This window comes from Luteibacter yeojuensis (assembly GCF_000964085.1).
In the GTDB taxonomy this organism is placed as follows: domain Bacteria; phylum Pseudomonadota; class Gammaproteobacteria; order Xanthomonadales; family Rhodanobacteraceae; genus Luteibacter; species Luteibacter yeojuensis_A.
Window position 1 is genome coordinate 104,346 of record NZ_JZRB01000023.1, and the last position, 20,378, is coordinate 124,723.

A 20,378-nucleotide genomic window follows, 5' to 3' on the forward strand; every position below is an offset into this window, starting at 1 on the left:
GCCGCGCCACCGGCGCGGTCAGGCTTCCGGCGGCTGGGCCAGCGCGGGGTTGTCCCAGCCTTCCTTCTTCGCGAAGCGTGCGCCGTGCTTCTGCTCCAGCTTCGCCAGGCGCTCGCGCACCGCGGCCACGCCCTCGGTGCGCACGTACTGGATGGGGCCGCCGCGGAACGGGGCGAACCCGGTGCCGAAGATGACACCGGCATCGAGCAGGTCGGCGTCGTCGACCACGCCCTCGGCCAGGCACGCGATGGCCTCGTTGACCATGGGCAGCACCATGCGGTCCTGGAGATCGGCAGGCGGCACGTAGTCGGGGTCGACATCCGGCTTGTCCGGCTTGCCTTCCTTCCACACGTACAGGCCCTCGCCATCCTTCTTGCCGCGCTTGTTGGCGGCGAGTTTCTCTTCCAGGCCCTGCGGCACTTCCAGGCCAAGGAAGGGCGCCAGCTCCCTGCCGACCGAGGCGCACACGTCGAGGCCGACCGTATCGGCCAGCTCGATCGGGCCCATGGGCATGCCGAACTTCTTTGCTTCCCTGTCGAGCACGGGGCCCGGCACGCCTTCGTTGTAGAGGCGCATGGCCTCCATGAGGTACGGCATGAGGATGCGGTTGACGAGGAAACCCGGCGTGCCCTTGACCGGCACCGGCAGCTTGCCGATGGCCTTGCAGAAGGCGAGGGCGCGCTTCTCGATGGCGGTATCGAGCTGGTCGTGGCGCACCACCTCCACCAGTGGCATCTGTGCCACGGGGTTGAAGAAGTGCAGGCCGAGGAACCGCTGCGGCGCGGCCAGGCCCTGGCGCAGCTCGTCGAGCGGGATCGACGAGGTATTGCTGGCCAGGATCTCGTCGGACTGGAACTGCGGCTCGATGGCGGCGTACAGCGCGTGCTTGGCCTCGGGGTTCTCGTAGATCGCCTCGATGGCGAGATCCGCCTCTGCCACGCCCTTGCCTTCCACGTCGGCCCGCAGGCGCGCCCTGGCGGCGTCGACCTTGGCCGGTGCCTTCAGCTTTTTCTCGAACAGCGTGCGTGCGCGCTGGATGGCTGGCTCGACGAAGCGTAGTTCGCGGTCCTGCAGCGTGACCTCGAAGCCTTTCAGCGCCGACCACGCGGCGATATCGCCGCCCATGGTGCCGGCGCCCACGACGTGGACGTGCTTGATGCCATGGTCGACGCCGCCGCCCAGGCCCTTCAGCCGTTCCTGCAGGAAGAAGATGCGGATGAGGTTGCGCGCCGTGGGCGTGGTGGCGAGCTTCGCCACGGATTTGGCTTCGAGCTTCAGGCGCTGCTGGATGTTGCCGCCACCGTTGGCCCACACGTCGATCAGCGCGAAGGGTGCCGGGTAGTGTTCCTTGCGTACTTTCGCTGCCGTCTGCTTGCGCACCATGGGCGCGAGGATGAGGCGGGCGGGCAGGGTGTTGGTAGCCCAGGCCTTGGCCCGCTGCGCGAACGGGCGTGCCGGCGGGCGCTTGGCGAGGTGGCGTGCCTCGGCGAGGAGTTCATCCGGGCGGGCCAGGCGGTCGACCACGCCGACCGCCTTGGCGCGGCGTGCGTTGAACGGCTTGCCCGTGAGCATGGCGGGCAGCGCGTCGGGTGCGCCGATGAGGCGTGGCAGGCGGGCACTGCCGCCCCAGCCCGGGTGGATGCCGAGCATGACCTCGGGCAGGCCGATCTTCGTGGCGTCATCGTCGGCCGCGATGCGGTACCGGCAGGCCAGCGCCAGCTCGGTGCCACCGCCCATGCAGGCGCCGTGGATGGCGGCCACCGTGGGGAAGGGCAGGCGGGCCAGGCTCTCGAACACGCGCTGGCCGTTCTCGATGTTCTCGAGGACCGTGCCGGTATGCGCGTACTCGACGAACTCGCGGATATCCGCGCCCACGGCGAACCCCGATGGCTTGGCGGAGGCGATGACGACCCCCTTGGGGCCCTCGATGGCGAGGCGCTCCACCAGGGTGCCCAGTTCATCCAGCACCTCGCGGCCCAGCGCATTGGCGCTGGTGCCGTCGCGGTCGAGGGTGAGGACGACGATGCCGTCGTCACCTTCGCTGGTCTTCCAGTGCTTGAAACGGAGTCCTTCGAACATGGCGGTCGTGCGGTTGGCGAATGAGCGCATCACCATACCTTCCCGCCGGACCGATTGCGAGATACCCCGCCGTATGGTGATACTGCGTGCCAGTTAAGCCAAAGATCGCCCATGCCAGTGGATCCCCTTGCAGGAACGGATGTCTTCGACCGCATCCTCTCGGCCGCCGGGCCGCTGGTGGCATTGAAGGCGGACGAGCCGGGCATGCTCATGGAGCAGTTCCGCCTCGTCGCGCGGCGCACCGGCCAGGCCGTGTACCTGTGGCGCGGTGGCGAGGGCCTTACCAGCCTGCGCGACGCCCAGATGCGCGTGCCCGGCTGTGCCCGCCTGGGCGATGCCCTTCGCTACATCCTGCAGAGCCTGCACTTCGGCGTGTACCTGCTCGACATGCCGCCGGGCGTGCCCAGTGCCACCGATGGTGCGCTTTTACGGCAACTTGCACGGGCGCAGACGGGGCATGTGCGCCGCGTGGTGCTCATGGGGGCCAGCGCCAGCCTGCTTGCCACGTTCGATGACGACATCGCCCGCGTCGATGCCGACCGCGCCGCGCGCTCGGTGGCGCCCCGCCTGCGCGACGGGCGCTGGGTGGTCTGAGCATGATGTCGGTGCCCGACGCCAGCGGCGTCCTGATCTTCACCCCGCGCCGCGATACCCGCCGCGCGGTTTTCGATGCCCTCGACGCCGATGGCGGCTTCGTGCTGCTCAGCGCCCGCGATGCGCTGCAGCTCGAAACCCTGCTGGCCGACGCGCCGCCACTGCAACTGGCCGTGGTGGGTGGCGACGGTAGCGACGACGTGCGCCTTGGCCTGCGTATCCTGCGCAGCTTCGCGGCCTACCGCGACATCCCGGTCATGTACCTCGTGCCTGACGGCCCGCTCGCGGTGGCGCCCGACGATGGTGCGCCGTGGTTGCGCGAAAGCGCCATCGCCGCGGAACTGGCCCAGCGGGTGCGGATGGCGGTCGCCGTCGACACCACGCCGCGTGCCAGCGTGCCGGCCCCCGATTTCCGTTTCGCGTTCGATGCCGGGGCGGCCTGGGTCATCGCCACGGCCGTGGACGGCTGCATCGTCGAGGCCGGTGGCGCGATGCAACGCCTGTGCGCGGATGACGCGCCACTGCACGGCCGGCTGCTGCGTGATGTGTTCAGCATGGCCGATGGGGCCGCATGGCCGGTGCCCGATGGCGATGGCCTCGCGTGCATGATGCGGCGCGCCGACGGTGGGGAGATCCCGGGCGAGGTCGATGTCCGCCACCTGGTCGACGAAGTGGCCGGCCATCGCGTGGCCGTCGCCTTCCGCGACCTGCGCTCGGGGGATACGGCCGCGCGAGCCTTGTCGCTGCTCTCCGTCCTCGACGCGTGCCCCAGCGATGACGAAGGCCTCGGCGAGGCCGCGGCCATGCTGGCCGATGCCCTCGACCTCGATGCGGTGGGCGTGTGGTCCGCGTTGCCGGAGGCCGACGGCGGCCCGCAGGTGGTCGCACGCATATGGAATGGGCCGGGCAGGGTGGAATGGGCCGACGCCAGCGACCTCCCGGTGGTGAAACTGTGCCTCGCCGGCGAGGCGCTGGTGCACCTGGGCGATGGCCGTGGCGAAGTGGCCGCCGACCCGCTGGTCGAGGCGCTGGGGCTGCGGGCCTTCGTCGTGCTACCGCTGCTGGACGAGCGGCGCAGCCCCCTGGGCGTGTTGCTCGCCGGCCGGCGGCGCCCCGCCAGCGATGGGCGGGTGTTCGAGCTGGCGCTGCGGGCCGCCGCCGCCCGCTTCAGCGCGGCGCTGGAGCTGCGCCGCGCGCGCGACCAGGGCCGCGAGCGCGGGCTCGTCGATACCCTCACGGGCCTGCCCAACCGGCTGCTGTTCCACGACCGCCTGGACACCACCATCCGCGAGGCCGAGCGCACGGGCGAGCTGTTCGCGGTGCTGCTCGTCGACCTCGACCGCTTCAAGGGCATCAACGACACGCTCGGCCATGCCGTCGGCGACCAGGTGCTCACCGCGGTGGCGCGGCGCCTGCGCGCCAGCGTGCGCGCCTCCGACACGGTGGCCCGTTATGCCGGCGATGAATTCACCGTGGTGTTGCGCCACATCATCAAGCGCGAAGACGTGCTGCGCATCGCCGAGAAAATCGTCCAGGCCATGGAGGCGCCACTGCACCTCGACGACGGCAGCGCGTTGCAGGCCACCATCTCGATGGGCATCGCCTACTTCCCCGACGACGCGGTGGAAGGCGAGCTGCTTTTGCGCCACGCCGACGAGGCCATGTACGGCGCCAAGAGCCTGGGCCGCAACAATTACCAGGTGTACGCGGCCAACGTGGACACGGCCCAGCAGCAGCAGGGCGAGCTGAAGGCGCACCTGCGCCATGCCGAGCGCAATGGCGAGCTGCGCGTGTTCTACCAGCCCCAGGTCGACGCCGCGAGCGAAGACATCGTGGGCATGGAGGCGCTGGTGCGTTGGGAACACCCGCAACTGGGCATGATCAGCCCGGGTTTCTTCATCCCGCTGGCGGAGGCCAGCGGCCTCATCGTGCCCATCGGCGAATGGGTGCTGCGCACCGCGTGTGCACAGGCCAAGGCCTGGGAGGACACCTACGGCCTGGGCTTGCGCCTGGGCGTGAACCTCTCGGCCGTGCAGCTGATGCAGCCCAACCTGGCCGGCGTGGTGGCCAGCGCGCTCAAGGAGACGGGCCTCGAGCCGGCGCAGCTGGAGCTCGAAGTCACCGAGAGCATCAGCGTCAAGACCGTGCCGCACCTGGTGGAGACGCTCGACGCCCTGCACGCGCTGGGCTGCCGCATCGCCATCGACGATTTCGGCACGGGCGCCGCGTCGCTCGATTACCTGCGCCGCCTGCCGGCCGACCGCATCAAGATCGACCAGAGCTTCGTGCGCAATATCGGCGTCGACCCGGATGACGAGGCCATTGTCCGCGCCACCATCGAGATGGCCCACCGCCTGAAGCGGGGCGTGGTGGCCGAAGGCGTGGAAATCGAGCAGCACCTGCAGTTCCTGCGCGCCAACGGTTGCGACGAGCTGCAGGGCTACCTGTTCTGCCGGCCCCTGCCCACCGCCGGGTTCGATAAGCTGCTGGGTGAGCGGGAGCGCCTGGTGGCCGAAGGCCGTGCCATGGCCATGGCATAAGGCCGGGTTGAGCTTTCCCCGCGCACCCGCATACTTTTCCTGAGGGGCCGCCCGTATTGAACTTGCGCGGGCCCGGCAGGTCTCACCTGCGCCGCGACTGGACCGATTGTTGTTGAGGAGAACGGCCCGGATGGGCGAAAACGAACTGGATCAAGCACTTGTAGAGCGTGTACAGCAGGGTGACCGGCGCGCCTTCGACTTGCTTGTCCGCAAGTACCAGCACAAGGTGGTGGCACTCATCTCTCGCTATGTGCACGACTGGACCGAGTGCGAGGACATCGCCCAGGAGGCCTTCGTGCGCGCGTGGCGCGCGCTGGGCTCATTCCGCGGCGAAAGTGCTTTCTATACATGGCTTTACAAGATCGCCGTGAACACCGCCAAGAACCATCTCGTCGCCATGGGGCGGCGCCCGCCCACGGGCGATATCGACGCGGAGGATGCCGTCTACGTGCCCGGCGCCACCCGCATGCACGAAAGCGCCACCCCCGAGCGCGAACTCATGCGCGAGCAGGTGGAACAAACGGTGTTTTCTACTGTCCAAGCCTTGCCCGAAGAACTTCGGGTCGCGATCACCCTGCGCGAGGTGGATGGCAAAAGTTACGAGGAAATCGCCGCCACCATGGATTGCCCCATCGGGACAGTCCGTTCGCGTATCTTCAGGGCCCGCGAGGCCATCGATGAAAAATTGCGGCCGTTGTTGTCCGACCGCGAGGACCAGACCCCATGAGCGAAGCCAATCGGGAAATTCTCTCCGCCGGCATGGATGGAGAGCTGTCACGGGAAGAAATCCGTTTCCTGTTGCGCCGCCTGGAAGCCGACAAGGCCATGGCGGGCGCATGGTCGCGCTACCACCTCGCCGGTGACGGCATCCGTGGCGACGTGCTTCCACCGGCATCCGCCGGGTTCGCCGACCGCGTCATGGCGGCCATCGACGCCGAAGCCGCCACGCAGGCTGTCGTGCCTGCCGCCGCGCCGCGCCGCCGCTGGCTGCAGTGGTCGGCCGGTGGCGCCATCGCCGCCAGCGTGGCCGTCGCCGCCCTCATGGTGACCCAGCCGGCCGGCAACCATGCCGCACGGCCCGATATCGCCGCCAGCCACGCCATCCCGGCCGGTGGTGCCGCCGTGGCCGAGGTGGCGCCGGAGCCGGCCAGCGCGCCGGTGGCGCCGCAATGGCTCAGCGGCAACGTCGCCTCGCAGTTCACGCAGAAGGCGGCGTTCGATAGTTCCGGCAACGATGCCGCCACGGCCTACCTGCCGCGCTCCACGCCATACCAGATCCAGCGCGCCCGTGCCGCCGAGGCCCAGGACGCCAGCAACCGCGGTTACTACCTGCTGCTCACCCGCCCCGACGGCTCGCGCTACGCGCAGCCCGTGGCCGAGCCGGCCGCGCACTAAGCGCTGCCGCGGCGGCGCGCCGTCGTCCCCGGCGCGCCGCGTTCCCACTTTGTCCCATCCCGTGCGGCTCCCCGCCGCACGGGCAGCCATGCCCAGAAAAAAAGGAGGCAACACCCATGGCACCCTGGCATTTGCGCGCGCTGGTCGGTGGCGCGCTCGTGGTCGCGAGCGTCGGCGCGCAAGCACAATCCCTCCCCGATTTCACCAGCATCGTCGAGAAAAATGCCCCGGCGGTAGTTCATGTCGAGGCGAAATCATCCGGCCAGGCGGCCCGCAAAGGGCCGGGCCGCGGGGCGCAGGACGCCCCGGGCGGGCAGGATGACCAGGACGAACTGTTGCGGCGCTTCTTCGGCATGCCTGGCATGCCCATGCAGCCGCGTGAGCAGACCTCGCTCGGTTCGGGCTTCATCATCTCGCCAGATGGCTACGTCCTCACCAACGACCATGTCGTCGACGGTGCCGACGAGGTCAAGATCCGCCTGCAGGATCGCCGCACGCTTACCGCCAAGGTGGTGGGCAAGGATCCGCAGTACGACATCGCGCTGCTGAAGGTCGATGCGTCGGCGCTGCCCACCGTGGCCATCGGCGATTCGCGAACCGTCAAGCGCGGCCAGTGGGCGCTGGCCATCGGCTCGCCGTTCGGCCTCGACGCCACGGTGACCCACGGCATCATCAGTGCCGTCGGCCGAAACCTCGGCAGTGGCGACCAGCCGTATACCTCGTTCATCCAGACCGATGTGCCCATCAATCGCGGCAACTCCGGCGGCCCGCTGTTCAACCTGCAAGGCCAGGTCATCGGCGTGAACTCGCAGATCTACTCCACCAGCGGCGGTTACCAGGGCCTGTCGTTCTCCATCCCGATCGACGTGGCGATGAACGTCGTCCAGCAGATCAAGGAAAAGGGCTATGTCTCGCGCGGCATGCTCGGTGTCACGGTGCAGCCCGTCGATCAGTTTGTGAAAAACCTCAACCTGCCGGACGCCAATGGGGCCCTCGTGGCCCAGGTCACTCCGGGCAGCGGTGCCGACAAGGCCGGCCTGAAGCAGGGCGACGTGATCCTCGGCTTCAACGGGCAGCCCATCACCCAGTCGGTCGACCTGCCGCCGCTGGTGGGTATCACCAAGCCGGGCTCCATGGCGAAGGTGGAGATCCTCCGCGATGGCAAGAAGCAGGTGGTCGACGTGAAGGTGGGCGAGCTGCCCCGTGACAAGAACGCGCTGGCGCAGGCGGCGGGTGGTGCACAGGCGGGCGGCTCCGCCGCGGCGCTTGGCCTGGCGGTGGAGGATATCGATGCGCAGAGCCGCGCCGAACTCGGCCTGAAGGCGGGCGAGGGCGTCGTCGTCAGCCGCATCACCGGCCGCGCGGCCCAGGGCGCGGGCCTGCAGGCTGGCGATGTCATCCTCATGGTGAACCAGAAGCGCGTGGGCAGCGCCGCGGCCTTCCGCGACGCCGTCAAGGGCGTGAAGGAGGGCGACACCGCCATGCTCCTCGTCCGTCGCGACGACGCCACCCGCTTCGTGGGTATCACGGTGCCCAGCGACAAATGACCGTGGCGCCGGCCACCCCGGGCGGTGGCCGGCCTTTCCATGCGATAATGCGGGATTCGCACGGGCCAAGGTGGCCGGTGCGCGTCGTTCGCGCCGCGAGCGATGGTGAACGTGACCACGGCGCTCCATGGAACTCATCCGCAACTTCTCCATCATTGCCCACATCGACCACGGCAAGTCGACCCTGGCCGACCGCATCATCCAGCTGTGCGGTGGGCTCTCCGAGCGCGAAATGGAAGCGCAGGTGCTCGACAACAACCCGATTGAGCGCGAACGCGGCATCACCATCAAGGCGCAGTCCGTGTCGCTGCCGTACAAGGCGCGCGACGGCAAGACCTACCAGCTCAACTTCATCGATACCCCGGGCCACGTCGACTTCAGCTACGAGGTGAGCCGCTCGCTCTCCGCGTGCGAGGGCGCGCTGCTGGTGGTCGACGCGGCGCAGGGCGTCGAGGCCCAGTCCGTCGCCAACTGCTACACCGCCATCGAGCAGGGCCTGGAGGTCATCCCGGTCCTCAACAAGATCGACCTGCCCACGGCGGACATCGACAAGGCCAAGGCCGAGATCGAGGCGGTCATCGGCCTGGATGCCTCCGACGCCATCCCCGTCAGCGCCAAGACCGGCCTGAACGTGGTCGAGGTGCTCGAGGCCATCATCCACCGCATCCCGCCGCCGAAGCCGCGCGATACGGAAAAGCTCCAGGCGCTCATCATCGACTCGTGGTTCGACAACTACCTGGGCGTGGTGTCGCTGGTGCGCGTCATGCAGGGCGAGATCAAGCCGGGCGACAAGATCCTCGTCATGTCCACCGGCCGCACCCACCTGGTCGACGACGTGGGCGTGTTCACCCCCAAGCGCAAGAAGCTCGAGAAGCTTTCCGCCGGCGAGGTGGGCTGGATCAACGCATCCATCAAGGATGTGCACGGCGCGCCCGTGGGCGATACGCTCACGCTGGCCGGCAAGCCGGCGGAGGAACCGCTGCCGGGCTTCCAGACCATGCAGCCGCGCGTGTTCGCGGGCCTGTTCCCGGTCTCGGCCGACGATTACCCGGCCCTGCGCGAGGCGCTCGACAAGCTGCGCCTCAACGACGCCGCCATGTTCTTCGAACCGGAAAGCTCCGAGGCCATGGGTTTTGGCTTCCGCTGTGGCTTCCTTGGCATGCTGCACATGGAGATCGTGCAGGAGCGCCTCGAGCGCGAGTACGACCTCGACCTCATCACCACGGCGCCCACGGTGGTGTACGAGGTGGCGAAGACCGATGGCACGGTCATCAACATGGATAACCCGGCCAAGCTGCCCCCGCCGCAGCAGATCGCCGAGATCCGCGAGCCCATCATCGTCGCCCACATCCTCACGCCGGGCGAGTACGTGGGCAACGTCATCAAGCTGTGCGAAGAAAAGCGTGGCGTGCAGCGCTCCATCCAGTACCTGGCCACCCAGGTGCAGGTCACCTACGAGCTGCCGCTGGCCGAGGTGGTGCTCGACTTCTTCGACCGCCTGAAGTCGGTGTCGCGCGGCTACGCCTCCATGGATTACGCCCTCGACCGCTTCGACGCGGGCCCGTTCGTGCGCGTCGATATCCTCATCAATGGCGACCGCGTGGACGCGCTCAGCCTTATCGTGCACCGCTCGCACGCCGATCGCCGTGGCCGCGAACTGGTCGAGCGCATGAAGGACCTGATCCCGCGCCAGCAGTTCGACGTGGCCATCCAGGCCGCCATCGGCGCCGCGGTCATCGCCCGCAGCACGGTCAAGGCGCTGCGCAAGAACGTGCTGGCCAAGTGCTATGGCGGCGACGTGTCGCGCAAGAAGAAGCTGCTCGAGAAGCAAAAAGAAGGCAAGAAGCGCATGAAGCAGGTGGGTTCCGTGGAGATCCCTCAGGAAGCCTTCCTTGCCGTGCTCAAGGTCGACAAGTAAGGGCCGCCCCCGGGCGGCATGACGTTTAACCCATGGAAACCCGGCGCCGGATGAGCCGGAATGGACCCAACCGGTCCTTCACACGACTGACGGAGATGGCATGGCGGCTTTCGATTTTTCGGCATTCCTGCTTGGGGTGACGGTTCTTTTTGGTGTCGTCTGGCTCATCGACATCCTGTTCCTGGCCAAGCCCCGCCGCGCGCGCGCCGAGGCGGCCGGCACCGAGATCGCCGAGCCGTGGCCGGTCGACTGGGCCCGTTCGCTGTTCCCGGTCATCCTGGTGGTGCTCATCCTGCGCTCGTTCGTGGCCGAGCCGTTCCGCATCCCCTCCGGCTCCATGATGCCCACCCTCGACGTGGGCGATTTCATCCTGGTCAACAAGTTCTCGTACGGCCTGCGCATGCCGGCCTTCAACAACAAGCTGGTGGCCAACGGCGAGCCGCGCCGGGGCGATGTGGTGGTGTTCCGCTTCCCGGGCTACCGCTGCCCGGATGGCAACGGCCATGTCGTGCGCAGCGGCGACATGACCTGCCAGGACCCGACCATGCCCGTGCCCAGCGAAAACTGGATCAAGCGCGTCATCGGCGTGCCAGGCGACCGCATCGAAACCCGCGGCAGCGATCTCTTCATCAACGGCGAGCGGGTGGCCATGGACGAGCTGGGCCCCTACAAGGGCGACCCCAAGCAGCCCGAGGACAGCCTGCTGATGAACTACGGCTCGAAGCTCTACACCGAGCACCTGGGCAGCGTTAACCACACCATCGCGCTCACCCCGGCCTACAACATGCCCATGGACATCCCCAACGCCGTGGTGCCCTCCGAGGTGCCCAAGGGCTGCTATATCGTCATGGGCGATAACCGCATGAACAGCACCGACAGCCGCTGGTGGGGCTGCATGCCGGAGGAAAACCTCGTCGGCAAGGCGTTCTTCGTCTGGCTGGCATGGCGCGGTTTTGATAACGGCGTCACGGGTATCTTCGATTTCAGCCGCATGGGCAAGGTCATCCATTGAGCGGCGGGTTGCGCCCCGGCCCGGACGCGGTAATCTCCGCATCACGACCACACAGGGGAGCCGCGCACCGCGGCGGGGGAAGCACCATGGGTTCCAACAAGCAAGCGGGCATCACGCTCATCGGTTTCATCATCGTCCTGGTGGTGGTGGGCTTCTTCGCCTTCATGGCCATGAAGCTGTTCCCTGCCTACACGGAATACGGCGGCGTGGTGAAGGCCATGAACCAGATGGCCAGCGAGGGCGGCATCGAAGACGTCGAGACGGCACGCCGCCAGCTCGCCTTCAAGATGGATTTCCAGTACGTCGACAGTTCCACCATCAAGCCGAAGGACGTCACCCTTACGCGCTCGGGCAACCAGGCCATGCTCAACGTCAGCTACGACAAGCGCATCCCGTTCATCTACAACATCGACTTCCTGCTCCATTTCGAGAAGTCGGTGCCGCTCCGCAGCGCCGTCGCTGGGTAATGAGGTTTCGTGGAATTCCCGCACCGTTTTCGTGACCCTGGCTTTGCCAGCCTGGCCCTGACCCATCGCAGTGCCGGGAAGCCGAACAACGAACGGCTGGAATTCCTCGGCGACGCCCTGCTCGGCGTCATGGTGGCCGAGCTGCTGTTCGAGGTGCACCCCAACGCCAGCGAGGGCGAGCTTTCCCGCCTGCGCTCGCAGCTGGTGAACGGCCAGGCCCTGGCCGTCATCGCACGCGAACTGGAGCTGGGCGATCGCCTCAAGCTGGGCCCCGGCGAGCTGAAAAGCGGTGGTTTCCGCCGCGATTCGATCCTGGCCGATGCCTTCGAGGCCATGGTGGCCGCGGTTTACCTCGACGACGGCTACGACGCCTGCCGCCAGGTCGTGCGCAGGCTTTTCACGCCACGCGTGGGAGAACTCAAGCGCTCCAGCAAGGACGCCAAGACGCGCCTGCAGGAGTGGTTGCAGGGCAGGGGCTTGCCGCTGCCCACGTACGACCTGATCGACAGCCAGGGCGAGGACCATGCCAAGGTCTTCGACGTGAGCTGCACTATTGAAGAGCCGGAAGCCATCCGCACCGAAGGGCGCGGGGGCAGCCGGCGTGCCGCCGAGCAGGACGCCGCCGAGGCGGTGCTGCGCCGGCTGCTGGAACCCAAAGCATGAATAACGATACCGATTTCGAAGATAACGATACCCTCGTCGACGACGACTTCCGCTGTGGCTACGTGGCCCTGCTGGGGCGCCCCAACGTGGGCAAGTCCACCTTGCTCAACGCGCTGATCGGCGTGCGGCTCTCCATCGTCAGCCACCGCCCGCAGACCACGCGCCACCGCATCCTGGGCATCTCCACCAAGCCCAACGGCCAGATCCTCTACGTGGATACCCCGGGCCTGCACCGTGGCGGCAAGCGCGCCATGAACCGCAGCCTCAACCGCGCCGCGCGCGCCGCGGTCATGGAAGTGGACCTGGCCGTGCAGGTCATCGAGGCCGGCAAGTGGACCGACGAGGATTCGGCCATGTACCAGGCCGTGGCGGAGCAGAAGGGCCTGCCCCGGCTGCTGGCCATCAACAAGGTCGACCTGCAGAAAGACAAGGGGGCCATGCTGCCCTTCGTCGCCGGCCTGATGGAAAAGCACCCGTTCGACGACGTGTACTACGTCAGCGCGCTCAAGTCGAAGGGCCTCGATGGCCTGGAGAAGGGCATCCTGAAGCGCCTGCCCGAGCAGCCGGCCATTTACGGCGAGGACGAGATCACCGACCGCAGCGAGCGCTTCCTCGCCGGCGAGATGGTGCGCGAGCAGCTCATGCTGCGCCTCGACCAGGAGCTGCCCTATGCCACCACGGTGGAGATCGAAGGCTTCCAGGACCGCCCCGATGGCGTCGCCGAAGTGCACGCCGTGATCTGGGTGGAGCGCGATGGCCAGAAGGCCATCGTCATCGGCGCGGGCGGCGCGCAGCTCAAGGCCATCGGCACCTCGGCACGCCGCGCGATGGAGACCATGTTCGAGCGCAAGGTGTTCCTCAAGCTGTGGGTGAAGGTCCGCGAGGGCTGGGCCGACGACGAGAACCTCCTCAAGCGCTTCGGCTACGAATAAGCCCGCCAGGGCGCCAAGCGCATGCGCGTCGAACAGCAACCCGCCTTCGTCCTGCATGCGCGGCCCTACCGCGAGACCTCCCTGCTGGTGGAGTGCCTCACCCGCGACCTTGGCCGCATCGGCGTCGTCGCGCGCGGGGTCCGCAATGAACGGGCGCGCTCGCAACGGGCGCAGCTGGAACCGTTCCAGCGCATCGCCCTTGATCTGTTGCTGAAGGGCGAACTGGCCACGATGCGCGCGGCGGAGCCCGCCGGGCCGTCACGGCGCCTCATCGGTGACGCCGGCCTGGCCGGCCTCTACCTCAACGAGCTGGTGGTGCGCCTCACTGGCAGGCAGGATCCTAACCCGGAGCTCTTCGACCACTACGAGCGCACGCTCGGGCGCATGGCCGCGGGCGAGCCGCTGGGCTGGACCCTGCGCCGGTTCGAGCGCGACATGCTCGATGCGCTGGGGTACGCCTTGCAGCTGGACGTCGACGCGCTCGACGGCGAGCCGCTCGACCCCACGGCCACGTACGTCTACGACCCGGAATCGGGCGCATCGCCGGGGCGGCGCGGCGACGCGCACGCGCTACGCGGCGCGGACCTGATCGCACTGGCCGCCGATACACCGCCTGACACGGCCGGGCTGGCCGCGCTGCGGCGCATGATGCGCAAGGTCATTACCTTCCACCTGGGTGGGGGTGAGCTGAAGGCGTGGCGGGTGTTGCGCTGACATGCATTCCGATAGGCCGAGGGTGTGAATCCCAGTCCATTCATCGTCTTGCATGCGTCATGCCTTTTGTACGCGTCGATAGTTCGCTGATGCGCGCGCACGCCAGCACAAGCGGCGTATGGTGAAACGCCGCATGGATGTGGAGAGCGGACATGGAACGATCAGAGACGGGCGTGACACCGGCGGCAACCCTGAGCTTCAGCTTCCTCAAGATATTCAGGGATGGGAGTGCTGCGGTCCGCCCTAGCTTCCATATATTCAGTAACGGCGCGCAGAGGTGCAAGGTCACGATCGAGTTCGCGGCCATGGAGGGCGGCGTGCCCCGCAAGCTAACCCAGGCAGAGATCGATGCGGGATTCAAACTCATTGCACATGCTGGCGGGGAACCGCTCGGCGTGGGGCTGGGAGGAGCGCATGCCGCGTGGATTATCAGCCGCAGTCCCGGGACCTTTACCTGGAACGAAGGCTTGGTGCAGCGTTTTGCATCGTCGTCACCTGCCGAATCCGCTGGCCCGGAACACGAAGACACCGAGGTGCGAGAATCGGGTACGCAAACCATTGATTTTTGGGTTTCCACCATCGTGGCGGACGCCTTGCGGATCTCCGTGGCTTTTTTCAATTCAGCCGGCGTCGTCGTGGCTGCGACGAATTGGGAGACCGAAGGCGCTCCCGAGGGAAGCGGGTACGGCGACCGCAACGGCAAATTCAATTCGTCAGTAAACGTTGTCGGAACACGCTTTGTCCAGCCGGATATTGAAGCCTATGGACGAAAGCGGCCCGGCGAGCGCCACGTTCTTGATGCCACGCAAATCAAGTGGGAGGATTCGAGTCAAACCATTTCATACGAACATTATATTTCGCTAACACTGTACGGCACTCCTTTCCATTGGAAATACGCCCTCGCTATGATTACGACGGATTTTAGCTTGTGGAATGATTTCCGGGGCGAATATTCGAATTGCCGAGACAAATGGGCGATTACCTACATAATCCAGCCTGGCGAGTCGCGTTATCGGTATGACGATAAGAAGATCGCTTGGCTTTACTTTTTAGACGCAAAGATGGGCAAGGTTTCAAGCTATCTCGATCAATTCGCGTTGCCCAAGGCACCGGACGCCACGGTCGTCACGATTGGCATGGTGCGAAATAAATATGAGTTTCATGTTTGCGACGCCCACGGCGATTGGGTTCCCCCACAAACTTCGCTCTATCTCACGCTATTGGATGAGTTCGGCAACCGTCACGCCATTCGATTGTACTTCTCGGAAGGCCACGAACGTGAGTGGGTCTCCATCGACAAGTACACCTTTCCAGCGGCTATCGAAAGCGACGATTTCTCCATCGATAGCCTTGCCATCCACCCCCAGCAAACGCGCTTGTACGCCAACGGGCGGCAGCAGGCGCGGATTGGCATCACCCTCGAGCCTCGCCTGAATGGTGCCGACACCTTGCTGACGGAAGAAGAGTGGGCATCCGTGCGCCTTCTCGATCACGATTCCCGCAAAGCCATTCCCTTTACGGAAAGTGCATGGACCGGCGGCGAAGTGGGTTGGGCGGCCCAGCACGAGCACAACGGCTATGAGTACTATCCCGGCTCGCTCAGCATGGCGCCGCAGGCGGATTCCAATACGAGGTATTTCTTTGTATCCGTCGATAGTGCCGCCAGGGGTACGTCGCTTCGCGTGGCATTCAGCATCAAGGCGCGCGATGGGAAGATCTACGAGAGCACGGGTTACCTGACGGCCACGGATGGTACGGAGCACTACGACGTCAGCTATGACGTGCGCACGGGAATCGACATCACCCAGGAAGAGCCCGCGCACTACGTTGGGTCGGATGTACACGTGTCGTGGCGCAATCTTCCGCTGGCATTGGGCGACGTTCAGGACGCTGTCTTCAACAAAGCCGGGGCCGTGTCGCTCGCGCCGCGCACGGGAGTTGGCCCTGCCGTACGGCGCATGTCGTGTACGCCAGCCGGTGCCATGCATTGGGAGACACTCATGCCCGGCGATACGAACCCGTGCGCGATGGGCTTCGCCGAGCCCGGCTCAAAGGATATTCACTGCCAGCGCGATATCGCCTTGCTCATGGAGTTCCCTGCGACCCTCGATCGCGCCGAGCCCTATAGTGGCGTCATCGTCCTTTGCGGGCGCACCGGCATCCCGATGGCGGGCAACGAGAAACTCCCACGCGACCGCATGGCGGTGACCCTGCTCGACAGCTACGGCTCGGAACACGAACTCACCGTGCAATTCGTCAACGGAACGCGCGACGAAATCGAATTCGTCTAAGCGATAGCCCAGGGAGGGCGAAGGATGTCGTCGGATCAGGAAACATCGCTGCCCGCGGCAGAAGCCGGGGAAACACATTCGACGGCGCTGAATTTCTTCAGCAGCGTCGCCGGCCGTGTCGATCCACGCACGGGGGCATACATCGCCAGCGTCGACCTGCAGTGCGGTGAAGGGAACACCCTGCGCGGGCCGTCCTTCACGTTCCACCTGGGGTACGACGCGCTGGCTGGCGTGGACGAAGGGTTCGGGCTGGGCTGGCTGTTGCGCACCACGACGGTTGACCGCACCAGCCGCATGGTGACGCTCGATAGCGGTGAATCGTTCAAGGCGCGCCCGCTCACGCCGGGCCAGGTCGTCGGCTTCGAAGATCGCAAGCTCGCTACCTTCACGCTCACACCCGGGCCGAATGTGGTCACGGCCACGCTGGCGCACATCTCGGGCCATATCGAGGAACTGGCGCTGCCGGGCAACCGTGGCAACGTGCTGCGCCCGCATCGGCTGGTCAATCCCGCTGGTGATAGCCTCACGCTCGAGTGGGTGCCGTTGCCGCGCGGCGGGTATGGCCTGGGTAGCGTCAAGGACGACAATGGCGTGTTGCTGCTGGGGATCACCTACAACGGTGCCAACGAAACGGAAGTTGCCCTGCACATGGGGCAGGGCGAGCCCGTGGTGCTTCGCTTCCACCGCGAGGGCAACCGGCTTGTCCGAATCGAACTGCCCACCCTGGCGGCCGCCAATGCCGAGAGGGTGGCGGCCGCGGACGAGGCGGCGTGGACCTTCGACTACCGCCAGGCCAATGCGCCGATTCCCGTGTTCCTCATCCGCCGCCTGGTGAGCCCGACCGGCCTGGTGGAAACGGTGGCCTACGACGATGCCGGCCTGGCCATGCCGGCGGGCGCGCCCCTCACGCACATGCCGGTGGTGACCGAGCACCGCATCGCAAGCTTGGCGGCGCCCGACGTGGTGCTGGGGGAAACGCACTACCGGTTCTCACGCACCAACTTCACGGGCTTCGACGTGGTGGCGAACTGGGCCGCGGCGCGCGACCAGCTCATCCACCTCATCGGGCAGGGCTCGTTTACCTACTGGGGCGAGGAGACCCGGTATAACGACGGCAAGCCAGCCATCGTCGTCCGGCGCGATTTCAACCAGTTCCACCTGTTGACGAAGGAAACCACCACCCGGGGGAAGGTCACCAGCGAAGTCACCCTGCGCTATGGCGACCTGCCAGGCAAGCCGTTCGCCGACCAGCCCGCGGACTTCCAGCTGGTGCACCAGCGGACGACCCGGCAGTGGCATGCCGACGACCCCGGCACCGTGCTCGAGACGAACACGCAGACGGATTACGACGACCAGGGCAACGTCATGTGGACGTTCGACAGCACCACCGAGGTGGTGGAGGCGTTCGACCACTACCCCGCGGAAGGCCTGCAGGATGAGAAGGGTGAATGGCTGTGTCCGCCCGATCCGTGGGGCATTATCCGCCGCCTCAAATCACACATCGTGCAGCCCGGGCGTGGCGGCGGCCCTCTTCGCACCACGCGTTACCGCTATGGTCTCGTGCCGACGCGTGACGGTGCCCGTTCGTATGTGCAATGCGTGGCGGAGGAAGCCTGGGTAGCCGACGAACAAGGCGAACGGCGGCAATCGCTGCTGGAGCGCGCCTACGTCACCGATCGCAGCCTCGCCCACGGCTGCCTCGCCCGCGAAACCCTGCACGAGCGCTGGGGCACCTCCGAGACCCTGGTGGACTATCTGCTGGGCACCGAGGGCTGGACGACGCGGCGCACGCTACGCACTTACGATGGGCTGGAAGCGGTATCCAGCGAAACCCTCGCGCTGGTGAACGGCCTGGTCCTGGCGACGGAAAACATGTTCACGAAAACGGTGTACGGCTATGACAGCCTGGGCCGGATGGTGAGCGAGACAGCGTCGCCTGGCGTCACCGACTACGAGGCGACCCGTACGTGGGCTTACCAGCTCTCGAACGTGGCACGGTGGGTCGAAGCCTGCGACGTGCTGGATGTGCGGCGGCGCAGCTGGCTCGACGAGCGGGGCCTGGAAATCACCGGCGCGGAAGCGCTGGGCGAGGGCGCATGGTTCGAGATGGTGCGTTACACGTACGACGCCCTGGGGCAACGGGTGTCGGCCACCGCTCGCGACGAGCTGCAGGGGGGCGAGCTGCTCGAACTGACCACGCGCTACGACTACGACGACTGGGGGCGGGAGGCGCGCATCCTGCATCCCGATGGCAGCGCCACGGTGAGCGACGTGCGCCTCGTCCGTGGCACGAGCGCCGACGACGTCTGGTTACGCGAAACCACCTGGCGCGAAGGGGGCGACGAGGTGCAGAACGGTGCCATAACCGAGACCGACCCGGCGGGGCGCGTCGTCCGCCGCACCACGGGCGAGCTTGAAGAACGCTGGGCCTACGATGGGCTTGGCCGGGTGGTCGAAGAAACCGCCACCTGGGGCGACCAGCAGCGCCAAACGCGCCGCGCATGGGATAGCGACGACCGCGAGGTGGAGACCACGTTGCCCGACGGCAGCCGGGTACGCCGCACGTACGTCGATGCGCCGGACGTACCCCGCTCGCTGTCGTTGGCGGTGGTGGGCCCAGAGGATGAGGGCGAGTTCTTCCTTGGGGTACGGGAGTTCGATGGGCTGGCCCGGATCACCCGCGAGAAGGCGGGCAGCCTGGAGACACGCCAAACCTACGTCGAAGGGCAGCTGGCCCCAGTGTCGACACGGCGGCCGTCGGGTGTTGAGCTGCGCATGGCGTACGACCGGCGCTTGGGCGAGAGCCTTCTTTCCACGACGGTGGGCGAGCTCGGCCCACGCATCGCGCAGGCCGAGTACGACCGGCGCAGCGGGTTGCCCACGCAGCTCGGCGCGGAAGCCGGCACCATCCACATCACGCCCGATCGCCGCGGGCGGCTGACGAAGCAGAAGGTGCAGCCGGTCGAAGGGGCGACCCACGACTGCGTCACGGATGTGTCGCCCGCGGGTATCGTGCTCGGCAAGGTGGGGCAGGATGGTGTATCCGGGGAATACCGCTATGACGCGCTGGGGCGCCTATCTGTTGCGGTGGATGGCGACCTCCAGACCACGCTGGGCTACGACGCGCTTTCGCGGGCCGTGGTGCGTGCGACGCAGGGCCCGGATGGGGACACGCTGGCCCAGCGCGCCCATCTCGACACGTTCGGCCGCGTGGATGAGGTGTCGTGGTTGCTAAACGACGTTCCCGTACGCCGCCTCGCCCTCGTCTACCGCGCCGACAACAAGGTGACCGCGAAGAAGTGGTACGGCAACGACGGTGCCCTGTGCCGCGACGAGTCGTTCGATTACGACCTGCGGGGGCGCCTTGTGCTCCACACCATCGACGCCAGCACCGATAGCGAGCTGCCCGCCGACGACGAAGGCAAGCCCTTCGTACGCCAGGCCTTCCTCCACGATGCCATTGATAACCTGCTTACCGTTGCCACGACGCGCAGCGATGGCACCGTCGACGAGCTGGCGTATGACTACGACACCGTCGACAGGGACCGCGCCATCCGCGTGCGCCGCAGTACGGCAGGCAAGCCTGGGGAAACAAGCTGGACGCTGAGCTACGACGCCGACGGCAACCTCGTCGACGACGGGCGCGGCATGCGGCTGGCGTGGGATGGCGCAGGGCGCCTCGCCAGCATGACCCTCCCCGATGGCAAGGAAAGCCGCTACCAGCACGGGCCAGGCGGGCGCCCCTGGATCGTCGACCACGACGCGATGCGCACATGGCGCTTCTACGAGGAAGGCGCATTGGTCTACGAGTACTCGCGCGATGGAGAGGCACGCCGGTTCATCCGCGTGGGTGGCAAGGCCATCGCCGAGACACGGCTGGCCCAGGCGGTGCGAACCACGTGGTTGCTGGGGACGGATCCGCAAGGCTCGGTGATCGTCACACACGATGGCGCGACCGGGACCAGGACCTACGACGCGTTCGGTGTGCTTAGGGATATATCCGACAAAGTGGCACGCGCATGAACGCACATGCCGACCACGAGAGACCAAGGCTCGCCTACGCCGGCGAAGTGTGCGACGGCGAATCAGCCATCTATCTTCTCAGAAACCGGCTGTATGGCTCCGTCGTCCGAAGATTCTGCGAACCTGACCACGTGAGCCCCTTTGGCGCAGGCGGTTTGAATAGGTACGCATATTGCGGTGGCGACCCGATCAACCGCGTCGAC

At 66.7% G+C, this 20,378-nt stretch carries 15 protein-coding genes; 14 read left to right on the forward strand and 1 reads right to left on the reverse strand.

Annotated features, from left to right (window positions below):
• Window positions 1-18: 18 nt before the first annotated feature.
• A complete protein-coding gene (locus VI08_RS11790) occupies window positions 19-2,079 on the reverse strand; it encodes a 3-hydroxyacyl-CoA dehydrogenase NAD-binding domain-containing protein (protein ID WP_045829806.1) in 2,061 nt (686 codons plus the stop codon).
• A gap of 111 nt (window positions 2,080-2,190) precedes the next feature.
• On the opposite strand from VI08_RS11790, the gene VI08_RS11795 reads away from it, so the two are divergent.
• From VI08_RS11795 to VI08_RS21345, 14 genes are all read left to right on the forward strand, one after another.
• Entirely contained in the window at window positions 2,191-2,673 is a 483-nt protein-coding gene (locus VI08_RS11795) for a hypothetical protein (RefSeq protein ID WP_045829783.1), read from the forward strand.
• A 2-nt stretch (window positions 2,674-2,675) separates the two neighbouring features.
• Complete coding sequence (locus VI08_RS11800) at window positions 2,676-5,213, forward strand: putative bifunctional diguanylate cyclase/phosphodiesterase (RefSeq protein WP_232309536.1); 2,538 nt, start codon at window positions 2,676-2,678, stop codon at window positions 5,211-5,213.
• 130 nt (window positions 5,214-5,343) lie between these two features.
• Complete coding sequence (gene rpoE, locus VI08_RS11805; protein ID WP_045829784.1) at window positions 5,344-5,940, forward strand: RNA polymerase sigma factor RpoE; 597 nt, start codon at window positions 5,344-5,346, stop codon at window positions 5,938-5,940.
• Window positions 5,937-6,608 (forward strand): sigma-E factor negative regulatory protein, encoded by a 672-nt coding sequence (locus VI08_RS11810; RefSeq protein WP_045829785.1) that lies wholly within the window; start codon window positions 5,937-5,939, stop codon window positions 6,606-6,608. Before rpoE ends, VI08_RS11810 begins: the two co-directional genes overlap by 4 nt.
• A 116-nt stretch (window positions 6,609-6,724) precedes the next feature.
• The gene (locus VI08_RS11815; protein ID WP_045829786.1) at window positions 6,725-8,155 is read left to right on the forward strand and encodes a Do family serine endopeptidase; all 1,431 of its coding nucleotides are present in this window, start codon (window positions 6,725-6,727) and stop codon (window positions 8,153-8,155) included.
• 127 nt (window positions 8,156-8,282) lie between these two features.
• Window positions 8,283-10,073, forward strand: a complete 1,791-nt coding sequence (gene lepA, locus VI08_RS11820) for a translation elongation factor 4 (protein ID WP_045829787.1) — start codon at window positions 8,283-8,285, stop codon at window positions 10,071-10,073.
• Window positions 10,074-10,173: 100 nt separating this feature from the next.
• Window positions 10,174-11,085: a signal peptidase I gene (lepB, locus tag VI08_RS11825; RefSeq protein WP_045829788.1), complete on the forward strand. Its 912-nt coding sequence runs from the start codon at window positions 10,174-10,176 to the stop codon at window positions 11,083-11,085.
• 86 nt (window positions 11,086-11,171) lie between these two features.
• On the forward strand, window positions 11,172-11,552 hold the full coding sequence (locus VI08_RS11830) for a DUF4845 domain-containing protein (protein ID WP_045829789.1): 381 nt from the start codon (window positions 11,172-11,174) through the stop codon (window positions 11,550-11,552).
• Window positions 11,553-11,561: 9 nt separating this feature from the next.
• Complete coding sequence (rnc, locus tag VI08_RS11835) at window positions 11,562-12,215, forward strand: ribonuclease III (RefSeq protein WP_045829790.1); 654 nt, start codon at window positions 11,562-11,564, stop codon at window positions 12,213-12,215.
• On the forward strand, window positions 12,212-13,147 hold the full coding sequence (gene era / locus VI08_RS11840) for a GTPase Era (RefSeq protein WP_045829791.1): 936 nt from the start codon (window positions 12,212-12,214) through the stop codon (window positions 13,145-13,147). Before rnc ends, era begins: the two co-directional genes overlap by 4 nt.
• 21 nt (window positions 13,148-13,168) lie before the next feature.
• On the forward strand, window positions 13,169-13,861 hold the full coding sequence (recO, locus tag VI08_RS11845; RefSeq protein WP_045829792.1) for a DNA repair protein RecO: 693 nt from the start codon (window positions 13,169-13,171) through the stop codon (window positions 13,859-13,861).
• A gap of 152 nt (window positions 13,862-14,013) precedes the next feature.
• Window positions 14,014-16,152, forward strand: coding sequence for a hypothetical protein (locus tag VI08_RS11850; RefSeq protein WP_045829793.1), 2,139 nt, complete (start codon window positions 14,014-14,016; stop codon window positions 16,150-16,152).
• Window positions 16,153-16,176: 24 nt separating this feature from the next.
• Window positions 16,177-20,175 carry an RHS repeat domain-containing protein gene (locus VI08_RS11855; protein WP_045829794.1) on the forward strand — a complete coding sequence of 1,333 codons (3,999 nt, stop codon included), beginning with the start codon at window positions 16,177-16,179 and terminating at the stop codon, window positions 20,173-20,175.
• Window positions 20,172-20,378 (forward strand): RHS repeat-associated core domain-containing protein (locus tag VI08_RS21345; protein ID WP_198148930.1); only part of this gene is annotated, 207 nt, incomplete at its 3' end. The genes VI08_RS11855 and VI08_RS21345, both read left to right, overlap by 4 nt.